Origin of the sequence: Nonomuraea sp. GTA35, from assembly GCF_041950525.1 — a bacterium.
In the GTDB taxonomy this organism is placed as follows: Bacteria; Actinomycetota; Actinomycetes; order Streptosporangiales; family Streptosporangiaceae; genus Nonomuraea.
On record NZ_JBGNUV010000032.1, the window covers coordinates 1 to 15,104 of the forward strand.

The 15,104-nt window shown below is 70.4% G+C and carries 23 protein-coding genes; 1 reads left to right on the forward strand and 22 read right to left on the reverse strand.

Annotation, left to right across the window (positions count from 1 at the left end; translation table 11 throughout):
• Nucleotides 1-112: 112 nt before the first annotated feature.
• From ACBJ32_RS57860 to ACBJ32_RS57885, 6 genes are all read right to left on the reverse strand, one after another.
• Complete coding sequence (locus tag ACBJ32_RS57860; protein ID WP_375134132.1) at nt 113-988, reverse strand: bifunctional DNA primase/polymerase; 876 nt, start codon at nt 986-988, stop codon at nt 113-115.
• A gap of 112 nt (nt 989-1,100) precedes the next feature.
• Nucleotides 1,101-2,168 carry a DNA cytosine methyltransferase gene (locus tag ACBJ32_RS57865; RefSeq protein WP_375134133.1) on the reverse strand — a complete coding sequence of 356 codons (1,068 nt, stop codon included), beginning with the start codon at nt 2,166-2,168 and terminating at the stop codon, nt 1,101-1,103.
• Nucleotides 2,165-4,036 carry a DNA polymerase gene (locus tag ACBJ32_RS57870; protein ID WP_375134134.1) on the reverse strand — a complete coding sequence of 624 codons (1,872 nt, stop codon included), beginning with the start codon at nt 4,034-4,036 and terminating at the stop codon, nt 2,165-2,167. The genes ACBJ32_RS57865 and ACBJ32_RS57870 overlap by 4 nt, the downstream gene beginning before the upstream one ends.
• Nucleotides 4,033-4,314 (reverse strand): hypothetical protein, encoded by a 282-nt coding sequence (locus tag ACBJ32_RS57875; protein WP_375134135.1) that lies wholly within the window; start codon nt 4,312-4,314, stop codon nt 4,033-4,035. The genes ACBJ32_RS57870 and ACBJ32_RS57875 overlap by 4 nt, the downstream gene beginning before the upstream one ends.
• A 90-nt stretch (nt 4,315-4,404) precedes the next feature.
• A complete protein-coding gene (locus ACBJ32_RS57880; protein ID WP_375134136.1) occupies nt 4,405-4,899 on the reverse strand; it encodes a single-stranded DNA-binding protein in 495 nt (164 codons plus the stop codon).
• 50 nt (nt 4,900-4,949) lie between these two features.
• On the reverse strand, nt 4,950-5,084 hold the full coding sequence (locus ACBJ32_RS57885; protein ID WP_375134137.1) for a hypothetical protein: 135 nt from the start codon (nt 5,082-5,084) through the stop codon (nt 4,950-4,952).
• Nucleotides 5,085-5,133: 49 nt separating this feature from the next.
• On the opposite strand from ACBJ32_RS57885, the gene ACBJ32_RS57890 reads away from it, so the two are divergent.
• Complete coding sequence (locus tag ACBJ32_RS57890; RefSeq protein ID WP_375134138.1) at nt 5,134-5,403, forward strand: hypothetical protein; 270 nt, start codon at nt 5,134-5,136, stop codon at nt 5,401-5,403.
• Between the two features lie 13 nt (nt 5,404-5,416).
• Here the strand turns inward: ACBJ32_RS57890 and ACBJ32_RS57895 are convergent, their stop codons facing one another.
• From ACBJ32_RS57895 to ACBJ32_RS57970, 16 genes are all read right to left on the reverse strand, one after another.
• The gene (locus ACBJ32_RS57895; protein ID WP_375134139.1) at nt 5,417-5,695 is read right to left on the reverse strand and encodes a hypothetical protein; all 279 of its coding nucleotides are present in this window, start codon (nt 5,693-5,695) and stop codon (nt 5,417-5,419) included.
• A gap of 185 nt (nt 5,696-5,880) precedes the next feature.
• The gene (locus ACBJ32_RS57900; RefSeq protein WP_375134140.1) at nt 5,881-8,154 is read right to left on the reverse strand and encodes a hypothetical protein; all 2,274 of its coding nucleotides are present in this window, start codon (nt 8,152-8,154) and stop codon (nt 5,881-5,883) included.
• On the reverse strand, nt 8,151-8,387 hold the full coding sequence (locus tag ACBJ32_RS57905; RefSeq protein WP_375134141.1) for a hypothetical protein: 237 nt from the start codon (nt 8,385-8,387) through the stop codon (nt 8,151-8,153). The genes ACBJ32_RS57900 and ACBJ32_RS57905 overlap by 4 nt, the downstream gene beginning before the upstream one ends.
• Nucleotides 8,388-8,405: 18 nt before the next feature.
• Nucleotides 8,406-8,756: a MazG-like family protein gene (locus ACBJ32_RS57910; RefSeq protein WP_375134142.1), complete on the reverse strand. Its 351-nt coding sequence runs from the start codon at nt 8,754-8,756 to the stop codon at nt 8,406-8,408.
• 48 nt (nt 8,757-8,804) lie between these two features.
• Nucleotides 8,805-9,800: a hypothetical protein gene (locus ACBJ32_RS57915; RefSeq protein ID WP_375134143.1), complete on the reverse strand. Its 996-nt coding sequence runs from the start codon at nt 9,798-9,800 to the stop codon at nt 8,805-8,807.
• Nucleotides 9,797-10,363, reverse strand: coding sequence for a hypothetical protein (locus ACBJ32_RS57920; RefSeq protein ID WP_375134144.1), 567 nt, complete (start codon nt 10,361-10,363; stop codon nt 9,797-9,799). Before ACBJ32_RS57920 ends, ACBJ32_RS57915 begins: the two co-directional genes overlap by 4 nt.
• On the reverse strand, nt 10,360-10,509 hold the full coding sequence (locus ACBJ32_RS57925; RefSeq protein WP_375134145.1) for a hypothetical protein: 150 nt from the start codon (nt 10,507-10,509) through the stop codon (nt 10,360-10,362). The genes ACBJ32_RS57920 and ACBJ32_RS57925 overlap by 4 nt, the downstream gene beginning before the upstream one ends.
• Complete coding sequence (locus ACBJ32_RS57930; protein ID WP_375134146.1) at nt 10,506-10,886, reverse strand: RRQRL motif-containing zinc-binding protein; 381 nt, start codon at nt 10,884-10,886, stop codon at nt 10,506-10,508. Before ACBJ32_RS57930 ends, ACBJ32_RS57925 begins: the two co-directional genes overlap by 4 nt.
• A 101-nt stretch (nt 10,887-10,987) precedes the next feature.
• Complete coding sequence (locus tag ACBJ32_RS57935; protein ID WP_375134147.1) at nt 10,988-11,899, reverse strand: DUF4097 family beta strand repeat-containing protein; 912 nt, start codon at nt 11,897-11,899, stop codon at nt 10,988-10,990.
• Nucleotides 11,899-12,246 carry a WhiB family transcriptional regulator gene (locus ACBJ32_RS57940; RefSeq protein ID WP_375134148.1) on the reverse strand — a complete coding sequence of 116 codons (348 nt, stop codon included), beginning with the start codon at nt 12,244-12,246 and terminating at the stop codon, nt 11,899-11,901. The genes ACBJ32_RS57935 and ACBJ32_RS57940 overlap by 1 nt, the downstream gene beginning before the upstream one ends.
• 83 nt (nt 12,247-12,329) lie before the next feature.
• On the reverse strand, nt 12,330-12,503 hold the full coding sequence (locus ACBJ32_RS57945; protein WP_375134149.1) for a hypothetical protein: 174 nt from the start codon (nt 12,501-12,503) through the stop codon (nt 12,330-12,332).
• Between the two features lie 112 nt (nt 12,504-12,615).
• Entirely contained in the window at nt 12,616-12,771 is a 156-nt protein-coding gene (locus tag ACBJ32_RS57950; protein WP_375134150.1) for a hypothetical protein, read from the reverse strand.
• A 121-nt stretch (nt 12,772-12,892) separates the two neighbouring features.
• Nucleotides 12,893-13,057, reverse strand: a complete 165-nt coding sequence (locus tag ACBJ32_RS57955) for a hypothetical protein (RefSeq protein WP_375134151.1) — start codon at nt 13,055-13,057, stop codon at nt 12,893-12,895.
• 15 nt (nt 13,058-13,072) lie between these two features.
• The gene (locus ACBJ32_RS57960) at nt 13,073-13,738 is read right to left on the reverse strand and encodes an NUDIX domain-containing protein (RefSeq protein WP_375134152.1); all 666 of its coding nucleotides are present in this window, start codon (nt 13,736-13,738) and stop codon (nt 13,073-13,075) included.
• Between the two features lie 159 nt (nt 13,739-13,897).
• Nucleotides 13,898-14,035 (reverse strand): hypothetical protein, encoded by a 138-nt coding sequence (locus ACBJ32_RS57965; RefSeq protein WP_375134153.1) that lies wholly within the window; start codon nt 14,033-14,035, stop codon nt 13,898-13,900.
• Nucleotides 14,036-14,279: 244 nt separating this feature from the next.
• Nucleotides 14,280-15,089, reverse strand: coding sequence for a GntR family transcriptional regulator (locus ACBJ32_RS57970; protein ID WP_375134154.1), 810 nt, complete (start codon nt 15,087-15,089; stop codon nt 14,280-14,282).
• Between the last annotated feature and the right edge of the window lie 15 nt (nt 15,090-15,104).

Consider the following 15,104-nt stretch of genomic DNA (forward strand, 5'->3'; position numbering starts at 1 on the left):
CCCGGCAGGTGCTCCATACATCCGGCCCCACCGGCCGCTCGGGACGATGCCCCATCATGCTGCCCAGCCTGACCCTCGACCTACATGATCGGAAGCCTGACCAGCAACATCATCAGAAGTCTCCTAGGGCATGAGGTGGGCGCGGGTCGGGGCTACGGCTGTTGGCGGTCTCGGCGGCGGTTTGCAGGGCGTGTTCGACCAGATCGCGGGGTAGCGCGCCGCGGGCGATGAGCTTGCCGAGCTTCCAGGCGGCCAGGTTCAGGACGCGGTTGCGGCCCCCGTCCGGGGCGGTGGCCACTCGTTCGACTTCGCCGGTCAGGGCGGCGTGGCCGTAGGCGGTCAGTCGGCGGGCGGGCAGGCCGGCCAGCAGCTCGGCGATCGTTCCCGTGGCGGGTTGCGGTGGGGGCGGGGTGAGCGCGGTAGTCAGCCAGTCGGGCAAGGGCGCAGGTGGCTGGTCGCGGGTGAGGGTGTAGGGGCCGGTGCCGTCTCGGGCGGCCACGTAGCTGTCCGGTGCGACGACGTATCCGCCGGCGCCGCGGGTGTCGATGAGCCAGCCCAGTCCTTTGCCGCGCGCTCCGGAGGTGTTGCCGAGGCGCGGGCCGGGCGGGGCGGTGAAGTACAGGTGGGTGCCGCCGCGGCGGGTGGTCACGGTGCGGGTGTCGCCGGGGTAGGGCTGGCCGTGTTCGGCGCACAGATGGCGGAAGACCTGCTCACCGGATGCGATGCCACGTCGTGTCCATGCGGCGGGCGGATGCTGGCCGGGTTTGGGCAGGTCCAGGTCGATGACCAGCAGGCTGGAGGGGCCGCACGCGATGCCGACGTTGTAGGGGACGTGCCGCCACCAGGTGGCCAGCAGGTCGGGGTCGGTGGTGGCGTTGTGCTCCCAGTCGGTGAAGCCGCGGGCGGGGTATTTACCGTGCGGGGTGAGCGGGAAGACGTGCCAGCCGCGCCGGGCGGCGCGGGTGGCGGCGGTGAGCAGGTCGGTCATGACGAGTCCTCTCGTTTGGGTAGGTCGCAGGCTTGATCGGGACGGGCTTTCCCCCAACTGGTGGCCTTGTCGGATGGCCGGTAGGGCCACCAGTTGGGGGATGGTGCCACCGTCATGCGGCGATCTCGTCGCGTGAGTCGAGGGTGTAGGGCATGAGGTGGTCGGGGAGGAGGTCTGCCGCGGCGGCGGCGCCCTGTTGTGGCACGACTCCGTTGCCGAGGAGGCGCAGTTGTTCGTTGTCGGGGATGCCGGGCACGTCAGTGACCCAGCCGGCGGGCAGGCCCATCAGCCATTCGACGAAGCGCGGGCTCAGACGTTCTCGGTCGGCACGTCGTCCAGGCTCAGTTGGCCGGGGCACGGGGCGCCCCGACGCTTGCTCCCAGCGGGCGATGGCCGGGGCGTATGGGCCCCAGTCGATATCGCTTCCGCCACCCCCGGCAGGAGCAGGTCTCCGCGGTTGTTCACCTTGTTGCCCGCTCCATTGCGCGTCGTCGGCGTCGGCAGCAGGTGCTCGATTTCGTCGGCCAGCGTCGGCCCATGCCCGCCAGCCCTGCGCTTGTCCGGGTGCTGGGAACCCCCATTGACCGCTAGCTGTGCGGTCGGAGTCTTGAGCAGGGCCACCGCGTTCGGGAGCTGACCGGCGTACCCCTGGCCCTTCCAGTCGCGGGCCGTTGGCGTCGGCAGGCCAGGCGAGACAGAACCAGCGGTCGCGCGGGTGCGGGGCGCCGACGTCGGATGCTCGCAGACACGTCCATCGCGCATCGAACCCGAGACGGGCAAGGTCAGCGAGGACGACGTCAAGACCAGGTCGCCGAGTAACGATGGCTCGCACGTTTTCCAGCACGAGGAGGCGGGGTCGTAGCGTATCGACGGCGTCGGCGATGGTGTGCCACAGGCCACTACGTGTTCCTTCCTTGATGCCCGCGCCGCGGCCGGCGTAGGACAGGTCCTGGCAGGGGAACCCGGCGGCCAGCACGTCAGGCGCCGGGACGGTCGACCAGTCCAGGGCGGTCAGGTCGCCGAGGTTGGGCACGCCGGGGAAGCGATGTCCGAGCACCCGGGCGGCGTCGGGGTCGTTGTCCGCGACCCACAGCAGGCGGGTGCCGAGCACCGTATGGACGGCCAGGTCCAGGCCGCCGTACCCGGAGCACATGGAGGCGGCGGTGAGCAGGCGCGTCATGCCGCCTCCAGGTGCGCCTCGGCGGTCTCCTGGTCGGGCAGGTGGCCCCAGTGCGTGCCGAGTACCTCGGCGTCGGCCACGATGGGCACGCCTCGGAAGCTGGTCGTCATCGCCTGCTGAAGGGCGGCGCACAGACGTTCGACGTCGCACTCGGGCGCCTGAATGATGACCTCGTCATGAACGAACAGCCACAGCCGGGCCTCGGGATGGGCGATGGCGAAGCGGTAGACGGCGGCCAGCAGCAGATCCCGGGCGGTGGATTGAACCATGTAGTTGCCGTTGGCGTAGCCGCGGGCGGGGTCGGCGGGGATGCGCCGGCCGCTCGGCGTGGTCACCACACTCTGTGAGGCGAGTTGCTTGGTGTAGGCGATCACGCGCGGGTAGGTGGACTGCCACCGGTCGATGACCTGCCGGGCCACCTCGGGTGTGACGCCGGTCTGGTCGGCCAGCGCGGTGGCGCCACCGCCGTACAGGGTGCCGAAGGTGCACCGCTTGGAGATGGTGCGTTGCTCTTTGGTGTAGCCGTCGCCGTACATCAGGGCGGCGGTGGCGTCATGGATGTCGGTGCCGGAGGCGATCACCTTCTTCAGGGTCGGGTCGTCGGACAGGGCGGCGACCACCCGGATCTCCACTTGGGAGAAGTCGCACGAGATGAGCACGTTCCCGGGGTCGGCGCGAAAGCAGTGGCGTAGCCGCGGGTCGTGCTTCTTGAGCGTCTGCAATGCCGGGCCGGTGATGGACATGCGGGCTGTCTTGGCGCGCAGGGTGTTGATCTGCGGATGGACGCGGCCGGCGGGGTCGGCGGCGCGCACGAACGCCGTCAGGTTGGCGATCAGGTTGGAGGTTCGGGCCACCGTCTGTCGGGCGGCCAACACGTCGCGCACCTGCTCCGGCAGCGCGCCGGCGCTCAGCTCGGTGAGGGTGGTGAGGGTGTCGGCGGTGACCTTCAGCCGGCCGGTGGGGGTGCGCGGCAGGTCGGTGATGCCTGCCTCGGTGAGGTGGCCGTCCAGCCAGGCGGCGAAGCGGGGCGAGCCGGCTGGAAATCCGAGGGTCTGCTGAATGCCCGCCTCGGCGGCGTGGTGCTCGCGCTGGACCTGCTGGAGGAGGGTGGTGGTGTAGGAGCGGTCCAGCAGCAGGCCGCGGATGGTGATGCCGGTGGCGTGGGCGGCCAGCCATTGTTCCATCCGCACCAGGTGGGTGAAGTCGAGGCAGTGCCGTAGTAGCACCGGCAGCAGTCGGCGCACGTAGACGGCGTCCAGCCCGGCATAGACCACGTACGCCTCATCGGAGGTGGGCAGGTGGTTCCACCCCCACGTTTGCCAGGCGTGGCCGGCGCGGTGCCCGGTCGGGGCCAGGGCGCGCATCCGGGCATGCAGGGCGGCCTCGGCGTGTTGCAGGCCGTCGTCCAGGTGGCGGCCGGTCAGCTCCTTGAGCCCGTGGCCAGCGCGTTCGTCCGGGTCGATCAGCTTAGAGAGCAGGTGTGTGTCGATGACGCGCTGCCCGAGCGCGATGCCGAAGGCCGCCCAGATGGCCAGCGGATCGTAGGGGGTGTGGGTGACGAACCGGCGCGCGGGATCGGCCAGCGTCGCCCGGACCGCGGCGTGCTGGCCGGGGTCGGACGGGTCCAGCACCCACGCCTCGCGCGGGGAGCCGAATTGGACCAGCCGCACGGTGAAGGCAGGCGCGAACTGACGGGGACCTTTGTCGTCGATGGCGCTGGTCTCCACGTCCAGCCCCAGCATCGCCTCGGCGGCGCAGAACCGGGCGAACGCGGCCGGCTCGAACGCGGCGGGCGGGTGGACGGTCATGGTATGGCCGGCGTGCTCGCGCACGTAGCAGACGGGCAGGCCGGTGGGTGGGGCGGTCATCGGGCCTCCACGGGATGGCAGTGCGGGCAGGTCCACAGCACCGGCGCACTCGCGGGCAGCACGGTCGGGCGGTGGCAGGCCGGGCAGGTTGGCGGGCTCGGCGCGGGCAGCGCGGCGGCCAGCCAGCCGTACCCGTCACCGGCCAGCGCGGCATCGTTGGCGGCCGGGTCGACGGCAGCGACGCGCACGCCTGACACCGTGGCGTCGGCGCTGTCCGGCGCGACGACGAACAGCGACGCCTGGGCGCCGGGCTCGGCGGTCATGACGGTTCGCGGCATGGACTCGAAGTCCTTTCCAGGGAAGGGCCACGCCTCGGAGCGGGCAACGGCGGTAAGGGCCGACCGCCCCGAGGCGTCATGCGCTGGTGATCAGAACGGCGGCTCGTCACTGAATGGGGCGCCGGCGGTGGCGGGCTGGGAGGATGCCCACGGGTCATCGAAACCGCCAGCCGCCGCCGCGTCGTTGCCGTTGCGGCTGGTCTGGCCGTTGCCGTTGCCGCGGGCGGCCTTGACCGGCCGGGCGGTGGCGAACCGCAGCGAGGGGCCGATCTCATCCACGGCCATCTCCATGACGGTGCGCTTGTCACCGTCGCTGGTCTCGAACGTGCGCTGCCGCAGCCGACCGGAGGCGATGACGCGGGTGCCGCGGATGAGCGACTCGGCGACGTGTTCGCCGAGGTCGCGCCACGCTGAGCAGCGCATGAACAGCACCTCACCGTCTTCCCACTGCTCCACGCTCTTGTTGTAGGTGCGGGCGCTGGAAGCGACGGTGAAGCCGGCCACGGCGGTGCCGGACTGGGTGAAGCGCAGTTCGGGGTCGGCGGTCAGGTTGCCGATGATGGTGATGGTGGTCTCGCCGGACATGGCGGACTTCCTTCCTGCGTTAACGTGCGTGAATAGGCGGGGTGTAGCGGCTAGTGCCAGACGTTCCAGACGTGATCGCACGCGCGGCACTGGTAGGTCTGCACGATGGCGTCCAGGTCGTGCCGGGCGTGGTGGCCGATGAGGTCGGTGGTGGTGCTGCCGCAGCTCTCGCAGACGGCGTCCACGTGCGGAATCTCCTTTCCGAGGTCGGTGGTTGGCCGTACCGTCAGGCGTATGGCTGAGGAGAGCTACACCAACGACGACCTGACGGGCTGGGAAGAGTCGGTCAACGTGCTGCGCGCAGGGCCGCGGGCGGACATGGCCGATGAGCGGCAGGCGTATGAGGCGACGGCGAATCTGTGCTCGGGATGGGGTGGCTGGATGGACATGCCCGAGCCGATCTCGAACCTCGTTCACCGCGCGGTCGAGGCTGGATACCTGCAAGCGCTGGCCGACGTGCGAGACGGGCGGGTGGCCGGGCTCGGGGTACTGCCGGAGGAATGAGGCGCGCAACGGCTCAGCGGGCACCGTCGCGGTGCAGCCGGCGCAGATAGTTGTACAGGCGCCGGCCCAGACGCAGACGCAGGCCGGTGCCGTCGCAGTGGCGGCACCAGCGTTTGACGCGTCCGTTGGGCTTGAGCTTCTTGCCGTGCCCCTTGCAGCGGAGGCAGCGGGCGAACGGGTCGGCGGCGCAGGCGGCGGCGTAGCCGAGGAGCCACAGCACGGCCAGCGCGGCGAACAGGAGCGGAACGAGGGTCGCGGGGTGGGTGGTCGCGGTCGCGGCCAGAGAGGTCATGGAAGGTCTCCAGAGCCGGTTTTCGGGCGTGGGAAGCCGAGCCCGCTACCCGCGACCTGCGGATATTCGGGCTGGTCAGGCAGTGTTTGAGCGGTCGCGGGGCGGGTCGCGCAGCCGCGACCGGTCGCGGGAGTCCCGCGACCCCGGCGAACCCTCGGGCGGGTTCGCCGAGGCGCGGCGCCGACCTATCCGGCGCTGTTCTGCCGGCGGTCGATGGCGGCGGTGATGGCCGCCTTCTTGGCGCCCTTGAGCGCCTTGCCGTCCCGCTTGACGTCCACGCTCGGCACGCCGAGCGCGCGGAGCTGAGCGGAGATGGCGTCGGCGGTCAGGTCGGCGTAGTGCTCAGGGATGCGCTCGGCCAGCCGGGCGGCCAGCACCGTCCACGGCAGGCCGGTCTCGCTGCCGCCCTGGAAGGCGCTCAGCGCGTCGGCCAGCACGTCGCGCACCTCACGGGCCATGGTCTGACCGGCGGCGTAGCCGGTCAGCGTGCCGGCGCGCTCGCGCAGCGCGCGGGCGGCGGTCAGGATCTTCTCGGCGTCGGCGGCGTCGGCCAGGTAGGTGCGCACGGTCGGGGTGTCGTCGGAGGCGCCGTACAGGTAGCCGACGCCCCGGTACTGCTTGCCGACCGGCAGAGAGGAGGCGTCGAACCCCTCGGAGTAGGCGTCGCCGCCGAGGATGGCGTCAGAGACGTTGCGGTTGCCACACTTGAGCGCGAAGCGCACGGCGTGGTTGTCGCGGTAGCGGTTGAACAACCGCTGCACATCACCGGCGCCGACCCCGCCGGGCTTCTGCGAGCTCGACAGGATGATGACGCCGGCGGACGGGCCAACCGCCATGATGAAGGACAGCAGGGCGGCGATCTCCTTGTTCGTCTCCTGGTCGTCCAGCTCGTAGTAGACCTGGAACTCCTCCATGACCAGCACCCACACCCGCAGGTTGGGGTACTTGCGCGACAGTTCCTCGGTCAGCTTGCCGTCCGGGCACTCGGTGACGGGCAGCGTGGAAAGGAACTGGTTGACCTGCTGAATGTGCGCCTTGATCTCGCGCAGCGCGTCCAGCAGCATCTCGATCGGGTCGCCGTCGCGGTTGGGCATCGTGCCGAAGATGATGCGGTGCGCGATGAGCGCGAACTTGCGCCAGTCCGGGCTGTCCTTGCCATCGACCACGGTAAGCCTTACGTACGGGTCCATCGCCGCGTACAGGGCCAGCAGCCGGGCGGCGAACGTCTTGCCCTTACGGGGCTGCGCACCGACCAGAATCGAGATCCACAACAGCAGCAGATCGACCCGCCGGCCGCGCTCGTCCAGCCCGAACGGGGCGGGCTGCCAGATGTTGCGCGGCTTGCCGTCCAGCAGCGGCGTGCGGCCGGCGGGAACCGCGAGCGGGTCACGGTCGGCCACGAACAGCATGTGCCGCCGGTTGGAGGTCGCATCGCGGGTCAGGTAGACCTGCTGGACGGTGACGTCCAGGCCGGAGGCGATGGCGCCGCGCGCCTTGACCGCGTCCTCGAACGTCTTGCCGTAGGGCAGGTCCACCAGCACCTCACTGCCGATCCCGGCAGCATCGCGTGACAGCCGGGAACCGAACTTGACCTGCTGGTTGGGCTTGTCCGGGTGGCCCAGACCGGCGGCGTAGTACGCGCGCAGTACGACGTCGCTGTTCAGCAGCCGGTAGCGGCGCGACACCATGGCGGTCGGGATGATCCGCCGTCCCGCCGGACGCCCGTAGGCGGCCAGCGGCGGGATCAGCGCGGCGGCGATGACCGCCCACCACACGGGCGCCAGGTCGGCGCCCACCGCGACCAGCACGGCGATGCCGAGGGCGATGAGCTGGAAGAACAGGGCGATGCCGCGCCAGCGGCGGGTGGCCTTGCCCTCCTTGTGCAGCTTGAGCCACATCGCCGGGTCGTTGTCGGTGGCGGCCTGCTGAAGGAGGATGTACTGCTCATTGACCCACCACCAGCGCAGTTGCCGGCCAGCCAGCTTGGGCACGCCGACGATCGCCCACCACACCGCCTGAAGGGCGTACCAGGGGGCGCGCACGGCGTGGAAACCGGCCACGTACGCCACCCTGCCCGCCGTCCGGCGCACGGTGGCGGGCAGGTTTCCCCACCGCAGCCCGGTCGGGATGATCGGGCTGCGCTTCTCCCCGTGCTCCGACTCCAGCCGGGCGGGCTCGGGCGGGTCCACCGGCACCGGCGACGCCTCGGCATCAGCGTCGGCATCAGCGTCGGCATCGTCGTCCGGCTCGTCCAGGGCGACCTCATAGGAGGTGTCGAACACCGGCGGCGCGTCGGGGGCCGGGGGCAGGGTGCCGTACTGCACGCGGTCGGCGCGGGCCGCGTCCAGGTCCACCACCTCGGCGCCCTGCCCGTCCGGGCCGGTGGGGCTGTCCGGGTCGGTGTCGGGGTGCGGCGGCGGCTCGGTGAGGGTGTCGAAGTCGGTCGGGCGGTCGGTCATGATGAAGACACCTCGTGTGCGTTGTCGGCGGCGGGGTGGCAGGGCGCGGTCTCGGTTTGGCGACTGGGGGCCGCGCCCTGCGTGATGGTCGGGGAGTCGGGGCCGCGCCGAAGGGCGGCCATGCGGGCATGGATGCGGGCGCGTTCGGCCGGGCCGGTGATGAGCATCCGCAGGTAGATGGCCACCGGTATGGCCAGACAGGCCAGGGTGGCGATGCACGCGAAGGTCAGCATGGGTGTGCCCTCCTGTTGTCAGGCGGCGCCGGCGCGGACCAGCGCCGACAGCCGCGGGTGGCGGGCGGACAGGTGCTCGTTCAGCAGGTGTTCGGCCTGCTTGACGTCGCCGGCGACGGTGGCCAGCGCGGCCATGGCGGCGATGATGACGTCGCACAGTTCGCCGGTCAGCTCGGCGCGGGTGGCGCTGACGCCCTTGCGCGGGTTCTGGCCGGTCACGCCGATGTAGGCCGCGACCACCTCGCCGAACTCTTCGCCGATCTTCATGATGCGCATGGCGATCTCGTGCTCGGTGGGCGGGTTGGCGGTGTTCAGCCAGGACAGCAGGGCGGCGACGTGCTGGGGCAGAGTGATCTGTCGTCTGGTCATGGGGCGGGATTCCCTTTGTCTTGTCGGGCGGGTGTCGAGCGGTGTGGGTCATGCGGCCTCGGGTGCGAGCGCGTCACGGACGGCACGGGCGTCGTCCATGCCGCAGCGCAGGGCGCGCTGAATCTTGTAGGCGCTCGGGGTGGCGGGCAGGTCGCCGGCCGCGATGAGTGCTTGCGTGCGTTCGATCAGCGCGGCCACCTCGGGGCTGATGAGCCTTACCCGATCATCGGTGTTCGCGCTGTACGTAAGGCCGGTAAGGGTGGCGCCGGCGTGGGCGTGGTCCAGCCGGGAGAATGCCTCCAGGATGATCGGCAGGGCGGTGACGATGGCCACGGCCACGATCGGCCCCAGCACATGCAGCACCAGGCGGGAGAAGGAGAACGTCTCCCCCTCCGACAGTCCCCACGGCAGGTACGGCCAGGCGTTCATGCCGAGGGTCAGTCCGAGGAACAGCCACTCGATCCGGATCAGCTTGCGATCGTTGAGCGGCTGACCGCGGGTGCCGAGGTAGGCGCGAGCGCCGACGACGACCAGCAGCGCAATCGACATGAACGGCTCCACCAGCCAGGCGAAGATCCAGCCGGGCGACCAGGGCTCGGCGCCCTCGGCGGCGAACCGCTGGACGCCGGCGGTGGACCAGGCCAGCGCCAGCGTGAGCGCCACCATGGCCGCGCCGATCAGCAGGCGCCGCATCCGGGCGGCCTGCCAGGCGCGCATGGCCGGGTCCTGCCCCAGCAGGTGCAGGCGGGCGGCCTCGTTGGCCTTCTTGCGGCGCCGGCGCACCCGCGGGGTGTCCAGCAGCAGGGGCGTGTCGTCGGTCTGGAGCGCGGCCAACTGCCGGGCCTCGGCGACCTCGGCACGCAACTGCCGCACCCGCTTGGTCTCGCCCACGGCCTCGGCGTCGCCCATGCTCTCGGCGTCGTCGGGGTCGTCGGGCGGCGGGTGGGTCGGGCTCTGTTCAGTCAGCAGGTGGCGCTCCATCTCGGCCAGGGCTCGGGAGATGTCCTCCGGGCCGGGCTCGGGGGTCGGGGTCGCGGTGGTCATGCGGCTTTCCTCCAATCGGTCTTGGCGGTGCGGGCAGGTGTGCAGGTGGGGGCGGGGTCGTCGCCGTTCCACAGGCGGCGTAGCTCGTGGACGGCGGCGATGTCGGGCAGGTCCTTGGGGCGGCGGGCGCGCTGTTTCCAGGCCAGGACGTCGCCGAGGCGCATGAACGGGATGCCGTCGATCAGGTCGGCTGAGGCGATCAGGTAGTCGGTCGGCCAGCCGGGCGTCCAGCGGTCCACGAATTCGATGGCGTGGGTGGGGTGGTTGACGACCAGGCCGTGACCGGACAGGGCCACACTCGGCGGCACGCCGAGGGAAAGCACCCTGGCCCAGGCCGGGCCGCGCGCCAACACGTCCAGGTCACCCACGCGCGAGCGCAGGCCGCGCACGTACAGGGCGGCGCTGCCGCACACCACGTACTCGCCGAGCGGCAGGTCCAGGCGTGCCAGCTCGGCGAACAGGCCGGCCGGGTCGTCCACCAGCACGGGCGGCACGGACACCACCACCGCGAATCGCTGGGGCGCGGCGGCCTCGGCGGGCGGGCAGATCGTCGCGGTGCTCATGGCGAGTCCAGGCGGGTGAGCAGGTCGTCCAGGCCGGCGGCGACCCCTTCGAGCACGTACTGACGGTCGCTGTGTTCGTCGTCCAGTTCGCGGTTGATGTGGTCGCGCAGGTTGCGCAGCTCGGCGCGGATGTCGTGGGCGTTCATGCGGCCATCTCCTCGGCGCAGTCGAGGCAGGTACCGAGGTGGCGCGGCAGCACGTAGCCGACGTCCCGATCGCACTCGGGGCAGGTGCGGCGGGCGGCGTTGGCCTTGCCGAGGGCGGCGCGCTGCCGCACAGTGGCGGGGCGCTTGGGGAGGGCGAACCGCACGTCGTACAGGTAGGCGGCGCGAACACCGGGGGCGCCGTGACGGCGGGAGCGCCACAGCACTTGCGCCTGGACGCCCTGACCGCCGGGCCGCAGCCCCTCGGCGGTGAGCTGCCGCAGCGTGAGCAGGTGCGGCGGGGCCATCCGCCACGGGTAGGTGGGCATGCCGTACCGATCACCGGCCGGGTCCCAGAAGGCGGCGCGGATGCGGGACATCAGCGCCTCCACAACAGCGAGCCAAGGGCGATGGCGGCCAGGAAGGCCAGCCACGGCCACAACAGAAGAAGAGCGGTGTTCATGGATGGGGGCTCCTGGTCCTATCGGTGCCGGGGGCGACGCGGGCGGGCGGGACCGGCGGGTGGGCGCGGGATGCGCACGTCGCCGGACACGGAGCGGGCATCGACGGTCAGGCCGTGCTCACCGCCGGCGGCGGCCAGCGCAGCGGGCGCGCTCACCCGGATGTCACCCGAGGTGGATTTCGCGGTGACGTGGCCGGGTTCGGTGGCGCGCACCGTGATGTCACCCGAGACGGTGAACAGCCGGGCCGCGCCTCCGAAGTCGCCGATGGTGATGTCGCCAGATGTCGAGTCGGCGGTGACCGTCTCGGTTCTGCCGAGGTCGATGTCACCGGACACGGTGCGCACCTCGGCCTGGTCGGCGTACTCGGCGGACACATCGCCAGAGGACGTGGAGGCGGCCAGCTTGCGGCAGGCGTCCAGGCGCAGCTCGCCGGAGGAGGAGGTGAACTGCGTCCACTCCAGTTCGCCGGAGGTGGTGACCTGGCCTGTCCGGGTGTGCACCCGCAGGGCCGAACCCTGCGGCAGGCGCACCTCGGCGCGCACGCCCGGGGAGGCGGTCATCCCCGAGATGACCTGGCCGTCGGAGATGACCTGACCATTGACGATGGTCATGCTGCCGCCGGTGACGACGATGCCGCTATGGACGTTGCCGGAGACGACAACTCGCCCGCCCCGGCTGTGGCTGACGATGGTGGTGCCGTCCGGGGTGGGCACGCGTACCGTCATCACCCGCACCTCGGTGGTCAGGGTGGCCTCGGCGATGGCCTGACCGGCGGGGCTGCCGCCGGCGGCGGGGGCGCTCAGCTCGATGTCGGCGCGTTCGACGTCGCACACGCGCAGGTCGATCTGGCCGTGCGGCATGTCCAGGTCGAACACGACGGGGCCGGCAAGCGGGGCGGTCAGGGTCCGCCGGGTGGTCGCGGTGGTCATCACGCCACCCCCGACAGATCGGGCGTGAGCATGGCGTCCAGCTCGGCGCCCAGCAGCGCCCACTCGCGCGCCGAGCGGCCGGCCCAGATGCCGTAGGTCGGGCGGACCTGCATGGTGTAGAGCGCGCACCAGGCACGCACCGGGCAGGTGGCGCACACCTCGCGCGCCACGTCCTCACGGGCGGCGCGCTGGTCGGCCGACTCGATGATGCCGCCGTCCGGGCCGGTGTGCAGGTCGGGGTCGTAGGCGCATTCGGCGGGCGGCGGCTCGTGGTCGATGCGCCAGGCCGCCGCCTGCTGTTCGGGCAGCATGCGCGCCGGGTGGATGGGACGTTCGCGGTGGACCATGATGGTGCTACTCCTTCGGGAGTCGAGAAAGGGGGCGGCTCAGGTCTTGGCGGATGAGAGCCGCCCCCGGCGGGGTGGGGTGGTCACTGCCTGATGGCCTTGATGAACTCGGCGAACTGCTGGGCGCCGGTCACGATCGCCTCGAAAGCCCACTTGAACGCCACGGCGGCGCCCTGCGGGTCGGTGAAGAGGTAGATGACCGTGCCGATCACGAACAGCGTGGGCAGGAACCGAGTCAGACTCTTGGCGGGCTGCATGGGGGAAACTCCCTTGGCTTGGTGGACCCGGCAGAGCAGCCGGAGCGCCCCGGCGGGGAGTCGGACCCTGCCTGCGACCATCGGGGCGAAAGACCTGGTAAGCCGGGTGGCGTCAGCCGGGGGCCACCTCGACATAGACGCGGACACTGGGCTGCGTTGGAGCCGAAGGGCATAGCCCCTTGATCGCGGTCACGGCGAACATCTCGCGCAGGGTCAGCACGGCATCGGCTACCTCGGCCGGCGTTCCGGTCAGGCGAATGGACAGCATCAGCACTCCCTTTGGGTGGTGTGTGAGGAAAGAGGTACGAGCGACGAAGAGGCGCCCCGGCAGGGAGTCGAACCCTGCCTGCGACCATCGGGGCGGATGGTGGATCGGGCCAGGTGAGGCGTTAGCAGTCCCAGCAGCGCCAGGGGCCGGGGCCGTAGACAATGACCGTGCGCTCGCGCAGGTCAGGCCGCATACGGCGGGTGATGGCGATCCACCTCGGGCAGTCGCCGACGTAGGTCTCGCTGCCGTCTGGGCTGTAGAACTGGACGGCTTTACGTCGCTTCATGACCAGCGCCACCCCTCAGCCGAGCAAGTCGCGCAGCATGGCCTGGTGGGCGCGGAAGACACGGCCGGCGTAGAAATAGTGATCGCTGAGGTAGGCGGCCAGGTGGGCGTAACTGTCGGCGCGCACCCACACGGCGCGCTTGGCGTCGTCGGCGCCGACCACGGCGGGCAGCTCGGCGCGGGGCAGCGTGCCGAGGTGGAACCGGACGGGCACCGTAACCATCCACGCCTCATCACTGGCACGCGGGTCGGGCACGTACCGGGCCGGAAGCGGCATGCGGACCATGCTCGCCAGGTCCAGGCAGGTCTCCTCTTCCAGCTCGCGCACCGCCGCCGCTTCCGGGTCCTCTCCGGGCTCCACGTAGCCGCCGGGGACGGCCCAGCCGTGCCCGTCCGAGCGTTCGACCATGACCAGCCAACGGCCGGCCTCGGTGTTGGCGGTGACGATGGCGTCGGCGGCCAGCTGCTCTCCCCAGTGGCCCAGCTCGTTGCGTCCGTACCGGACGCCGGTCGTCTCGCCCGGGTTGACCGGCCGGCCGTCGATCACCTTGAACGGGATCGCGGCGACGGCCTGACGGCTGGTCCAATCGATCTGCGTCGGGTCGACCTGCGGGTCCGCCCAACCTTCCTTGATGCCTCGGGTGAATACGTCGGGGTGGGTGTAGGTGACGCACGCGGTCATGGCGAGATCCCTCGGGTTGGTGGTTGCGGGTGATCTCGGCATCAGCGATGCCGAAGCGCCCCGGCAGGGAGTCGAACCCTGCCTGCGACCATCGGGGCTGTAGAGGGGCATGGCCCGGAGGACGGGAAGTCTTCCGGGCCACGGGTGGGATCGAACGGCCTACTTGCCGTTGCGGACGGTGTTGACCTCGTTTAGGAAGTCGCTGGCCTGGTCCGGCTCCATGAAGGACGCGAAGTCCTCCAGGTCGGTCTGGGTCAGGTGGTCGGCGTTGCCGAGAATGCGAGCGAAGGCGCTCATGGTTGTCCCCTGGTTGCGGGTGGACATGAACAGCGGCAAGGGCTACTCCCCTGCCAGGCCGCCTTTTTCGTGGGGAGGCGGTGGCCCATCCAGTTGTCCAAGTGGCGTGTGCTCCAGCCCGTCGGCGCGCGGCGTGTGCCGCCTTCCCAGATCTTCCGGCTGAGCAGCGACCTCACCTAGGCGACTACTCGTCTAGAGGAGATCTGATTCATGTATCTCAGACTCGTCTAGAGGAGTCAAGGGGCTATCTGGCAGGAAGTTGATACGCGAGCACGTAGGCGTCGCTCGACATCACCGTGTCGCAGACTTCGACGGCCCGCCCGTCCTCGGCGAACGCGGTTCGGATCAGATGAAAGACGGGTGTACCGGGAGCGAGCCTGAGAGCCTTGACCTCTTCACGCAGAGGCATCCGTGACTTGATCTCTTCGTCAAAATGGTCCAGCCGGTAGCCCATCTCCTCCAGGCGCGCATAGATACCCCCTGGCCCCGTGTCGGGCTCGGCGATCTGCGTCCCACTGGCAATGACCGCAGGCAGATAGGAGACTGCAGTCTCAACGGGATGGCCGTTGATCAGATACCGACGTGAGCGAACAAGGACCATGTCCTCCTTGGACAAGCCCAACCGTTGCGCCACATCGGCCGACACCTTCATCTCGCTGATCTGGATGGAATCGACGGACGGCTTTCCCCCCGCCCCTTCCGTCTCTACGATGAAGGCCGCTTTCCCCTTCTCACGATGGCGTCGAGCGAAGCGGTCTGACGCTAGACGGCGCACCGGGGGGCGGGCACGAACGAACACCCCACGCCCGTGCTCCGCTACGGTCAGCCCCTCGGCCTGTAGGAGCTGAAGGGCACTTCTGATGGTCATACGTGCAACGCCGTAGTGCTCCATCAGCTTGGCTTCGGATGGCACCTTAGCTCCAGGCATCAAGGTTCCACGCTCGATCGCCTCTCTCAGATGGTCCGCGATCTGTTTGAAGACGGGCCGGTCTGATACTGGATCAAGACTAGGCAAGGATAGGTCCACTGCGCGCCAACTCCTCCACTCGTACATACGTGTACTAGCTTG

Bases quoted from the DNA above. Each gene is read 5' to 3' on its own strand.
- ACBJ32_RS57915 (WP_375134143.1), bottom strand. From the start codon at position 9,800: ATGACCACCGCGACCCCGACCCCCGAGCCCGGCCCGGAGGACATCTCC.
- ACBJ32_RS57955 (WP_375134151.1), bottom strand. From the start codon at position 13,057: ATGAAGCGACGTAAAGCCGTCCAGTTCTACAGCCCAGACGGCAGCGAG.
- ACBJ32_RS57940 (WP_375134148.1), bottom strand. From the start codon at position 12,246: ATGGTCCACCGCGAACGTCCCATCCACCCGGCGCGCATGCTGCCCGAA.
- ACBJ32_RS57905 (WP_375134141.1), bottom strand. From the start codon at position 8,387: ATGCTGACCTTCGCGTGCATCGCCACCCTGGCCTGTCTGGCCATACCG.
- ACBJ32_RS57920 (WP_375134144.1), bottom strand. From the start codon at position 10,363: ATGAGCACCGCGACGATCTGCCCGCCCGCCGAGGCCGCCGCGCCCCAG.
- ACBJ32_RS57870 (WP_375134134.1), bottom strand. From the start codon at position 4,036: ATGACCGCCCCACCCACCGGCCTGCCCGTCTGCTACGTGCGCGAGCAC.
- ACBJ32_RS57930 (WP_375134146.1), bottom strand. From the start codon at position 10,886: ATGTCCCGCATCCGCGCCGCCTTCTGGGACCCGGCCGGTGATCGGTAC.
- ACBJ32_RS57970 (WP_375134154.1), bottom strand. From the start codon at position 15,089: ATGTACGAGTGGAGGAGTTGGCGCGCAGTGGACCTATCCTTGCCTAGT.
- ACBJ32_RS57925 (WP_375134145.1), bottom strand. From the start codon at position 10,509: ATGAACGCCCACGACATCCGCGCCGAGCTGCGCAACCTGCGCGACCAC.
- ACBJ32_RS57860 (WP_375134132.1), bottom strand. From the start codon at position 988: ATGACCGACCTGCTCACCGCCGCCACCCGCGCCGCCCGGCGCGGCTGG.
- ACBJ32_RS57900 (WP_375134140.1), bottom strand. From the start codon at position 8,154: ATGACCGACCGCCCGACCGACTTCGACACCCTCACCGAGCCGCCGCCG.
- ACBJ32_RS57960 (WP_375134152.1), bottom strand. From the start codon at position 13,738: ATGACCGCGTGCGTCACCTACACCCACCCCGACGTATTCACCCGAGGC.
- ACBJ32_RS57945 (WP_375134149.1), bottom strand. From the start codon at position 12,503: ATGCAGCCCGCCAAGAGTCTGACTCGGTTCCTGCCCACGCTGTTCGTG.
- ACBJ32_RS57890 (WP_375134138.1), top strand. From the start codon at position 5,134: ATGGCTGAGGAGAGCTACACCAACGACGACCTGACGGGCTGGGAAGAG.
- ACBJ32_RS57950 (WP_375134150.1), bottom strand. From the start codon at position 12,771: ATGCTGTCCATTCGCCTGACCGGAACGCCGGCCGAGGTAGCCGATGCC.
- ACBJ32_RS57965 (WP_375134153.1), bottom strand. From the start codon at position 14,035: ATGAGCGCCTTCGCTCGCATTCTCGGCAACGCCGACCACCTGACCCAG.
- ACBJ32_RS57910 (WP_375134142.1), bottom strand. From the start codon at position 8,756: ATGACCAGACGACAGATCACTCTGCCCCAGCACGTCGCCGCCCTGCTG.
- ACBJ32_RS57935 (WP_375134147.1), bottom strand. From the start codon at position 11,899: ATGACCACCGCGACCACCCGGCGGACCCTGACCGCCCCGCTTGCCGGC.
- ACBJ32_RS57875 (WP_375134135.1), bottom strand. From the start codon at position 4,314: ATGCCGCGAACCGTCATGACCGCCGAGCCCGGCGCCCAGGCGTCGCTG.
- ACBJ32_RS57880 (WP_375134136.1), bottom strand. From the start codon at position 4,899: ATGTCCGGCGAGACCACCATCACCATCATCGGCAACCTGACCGCCGAC.
- ACBJ32_RS57895 (WP_375134139.1), bottom strand. From the start codon at position 5,695: ATGACCTCTCTGGCCGCGACCGCGACCACCCACCCCGCGACCCTCGTT.
- ACBJ32_RS57865 (WP_375134133.1), bottom strand. From the start codon at position 2,168: ATGACGCGCCTGCTCACCGCCGCCTCCATGTGCTCCGGGTACGGCGGC.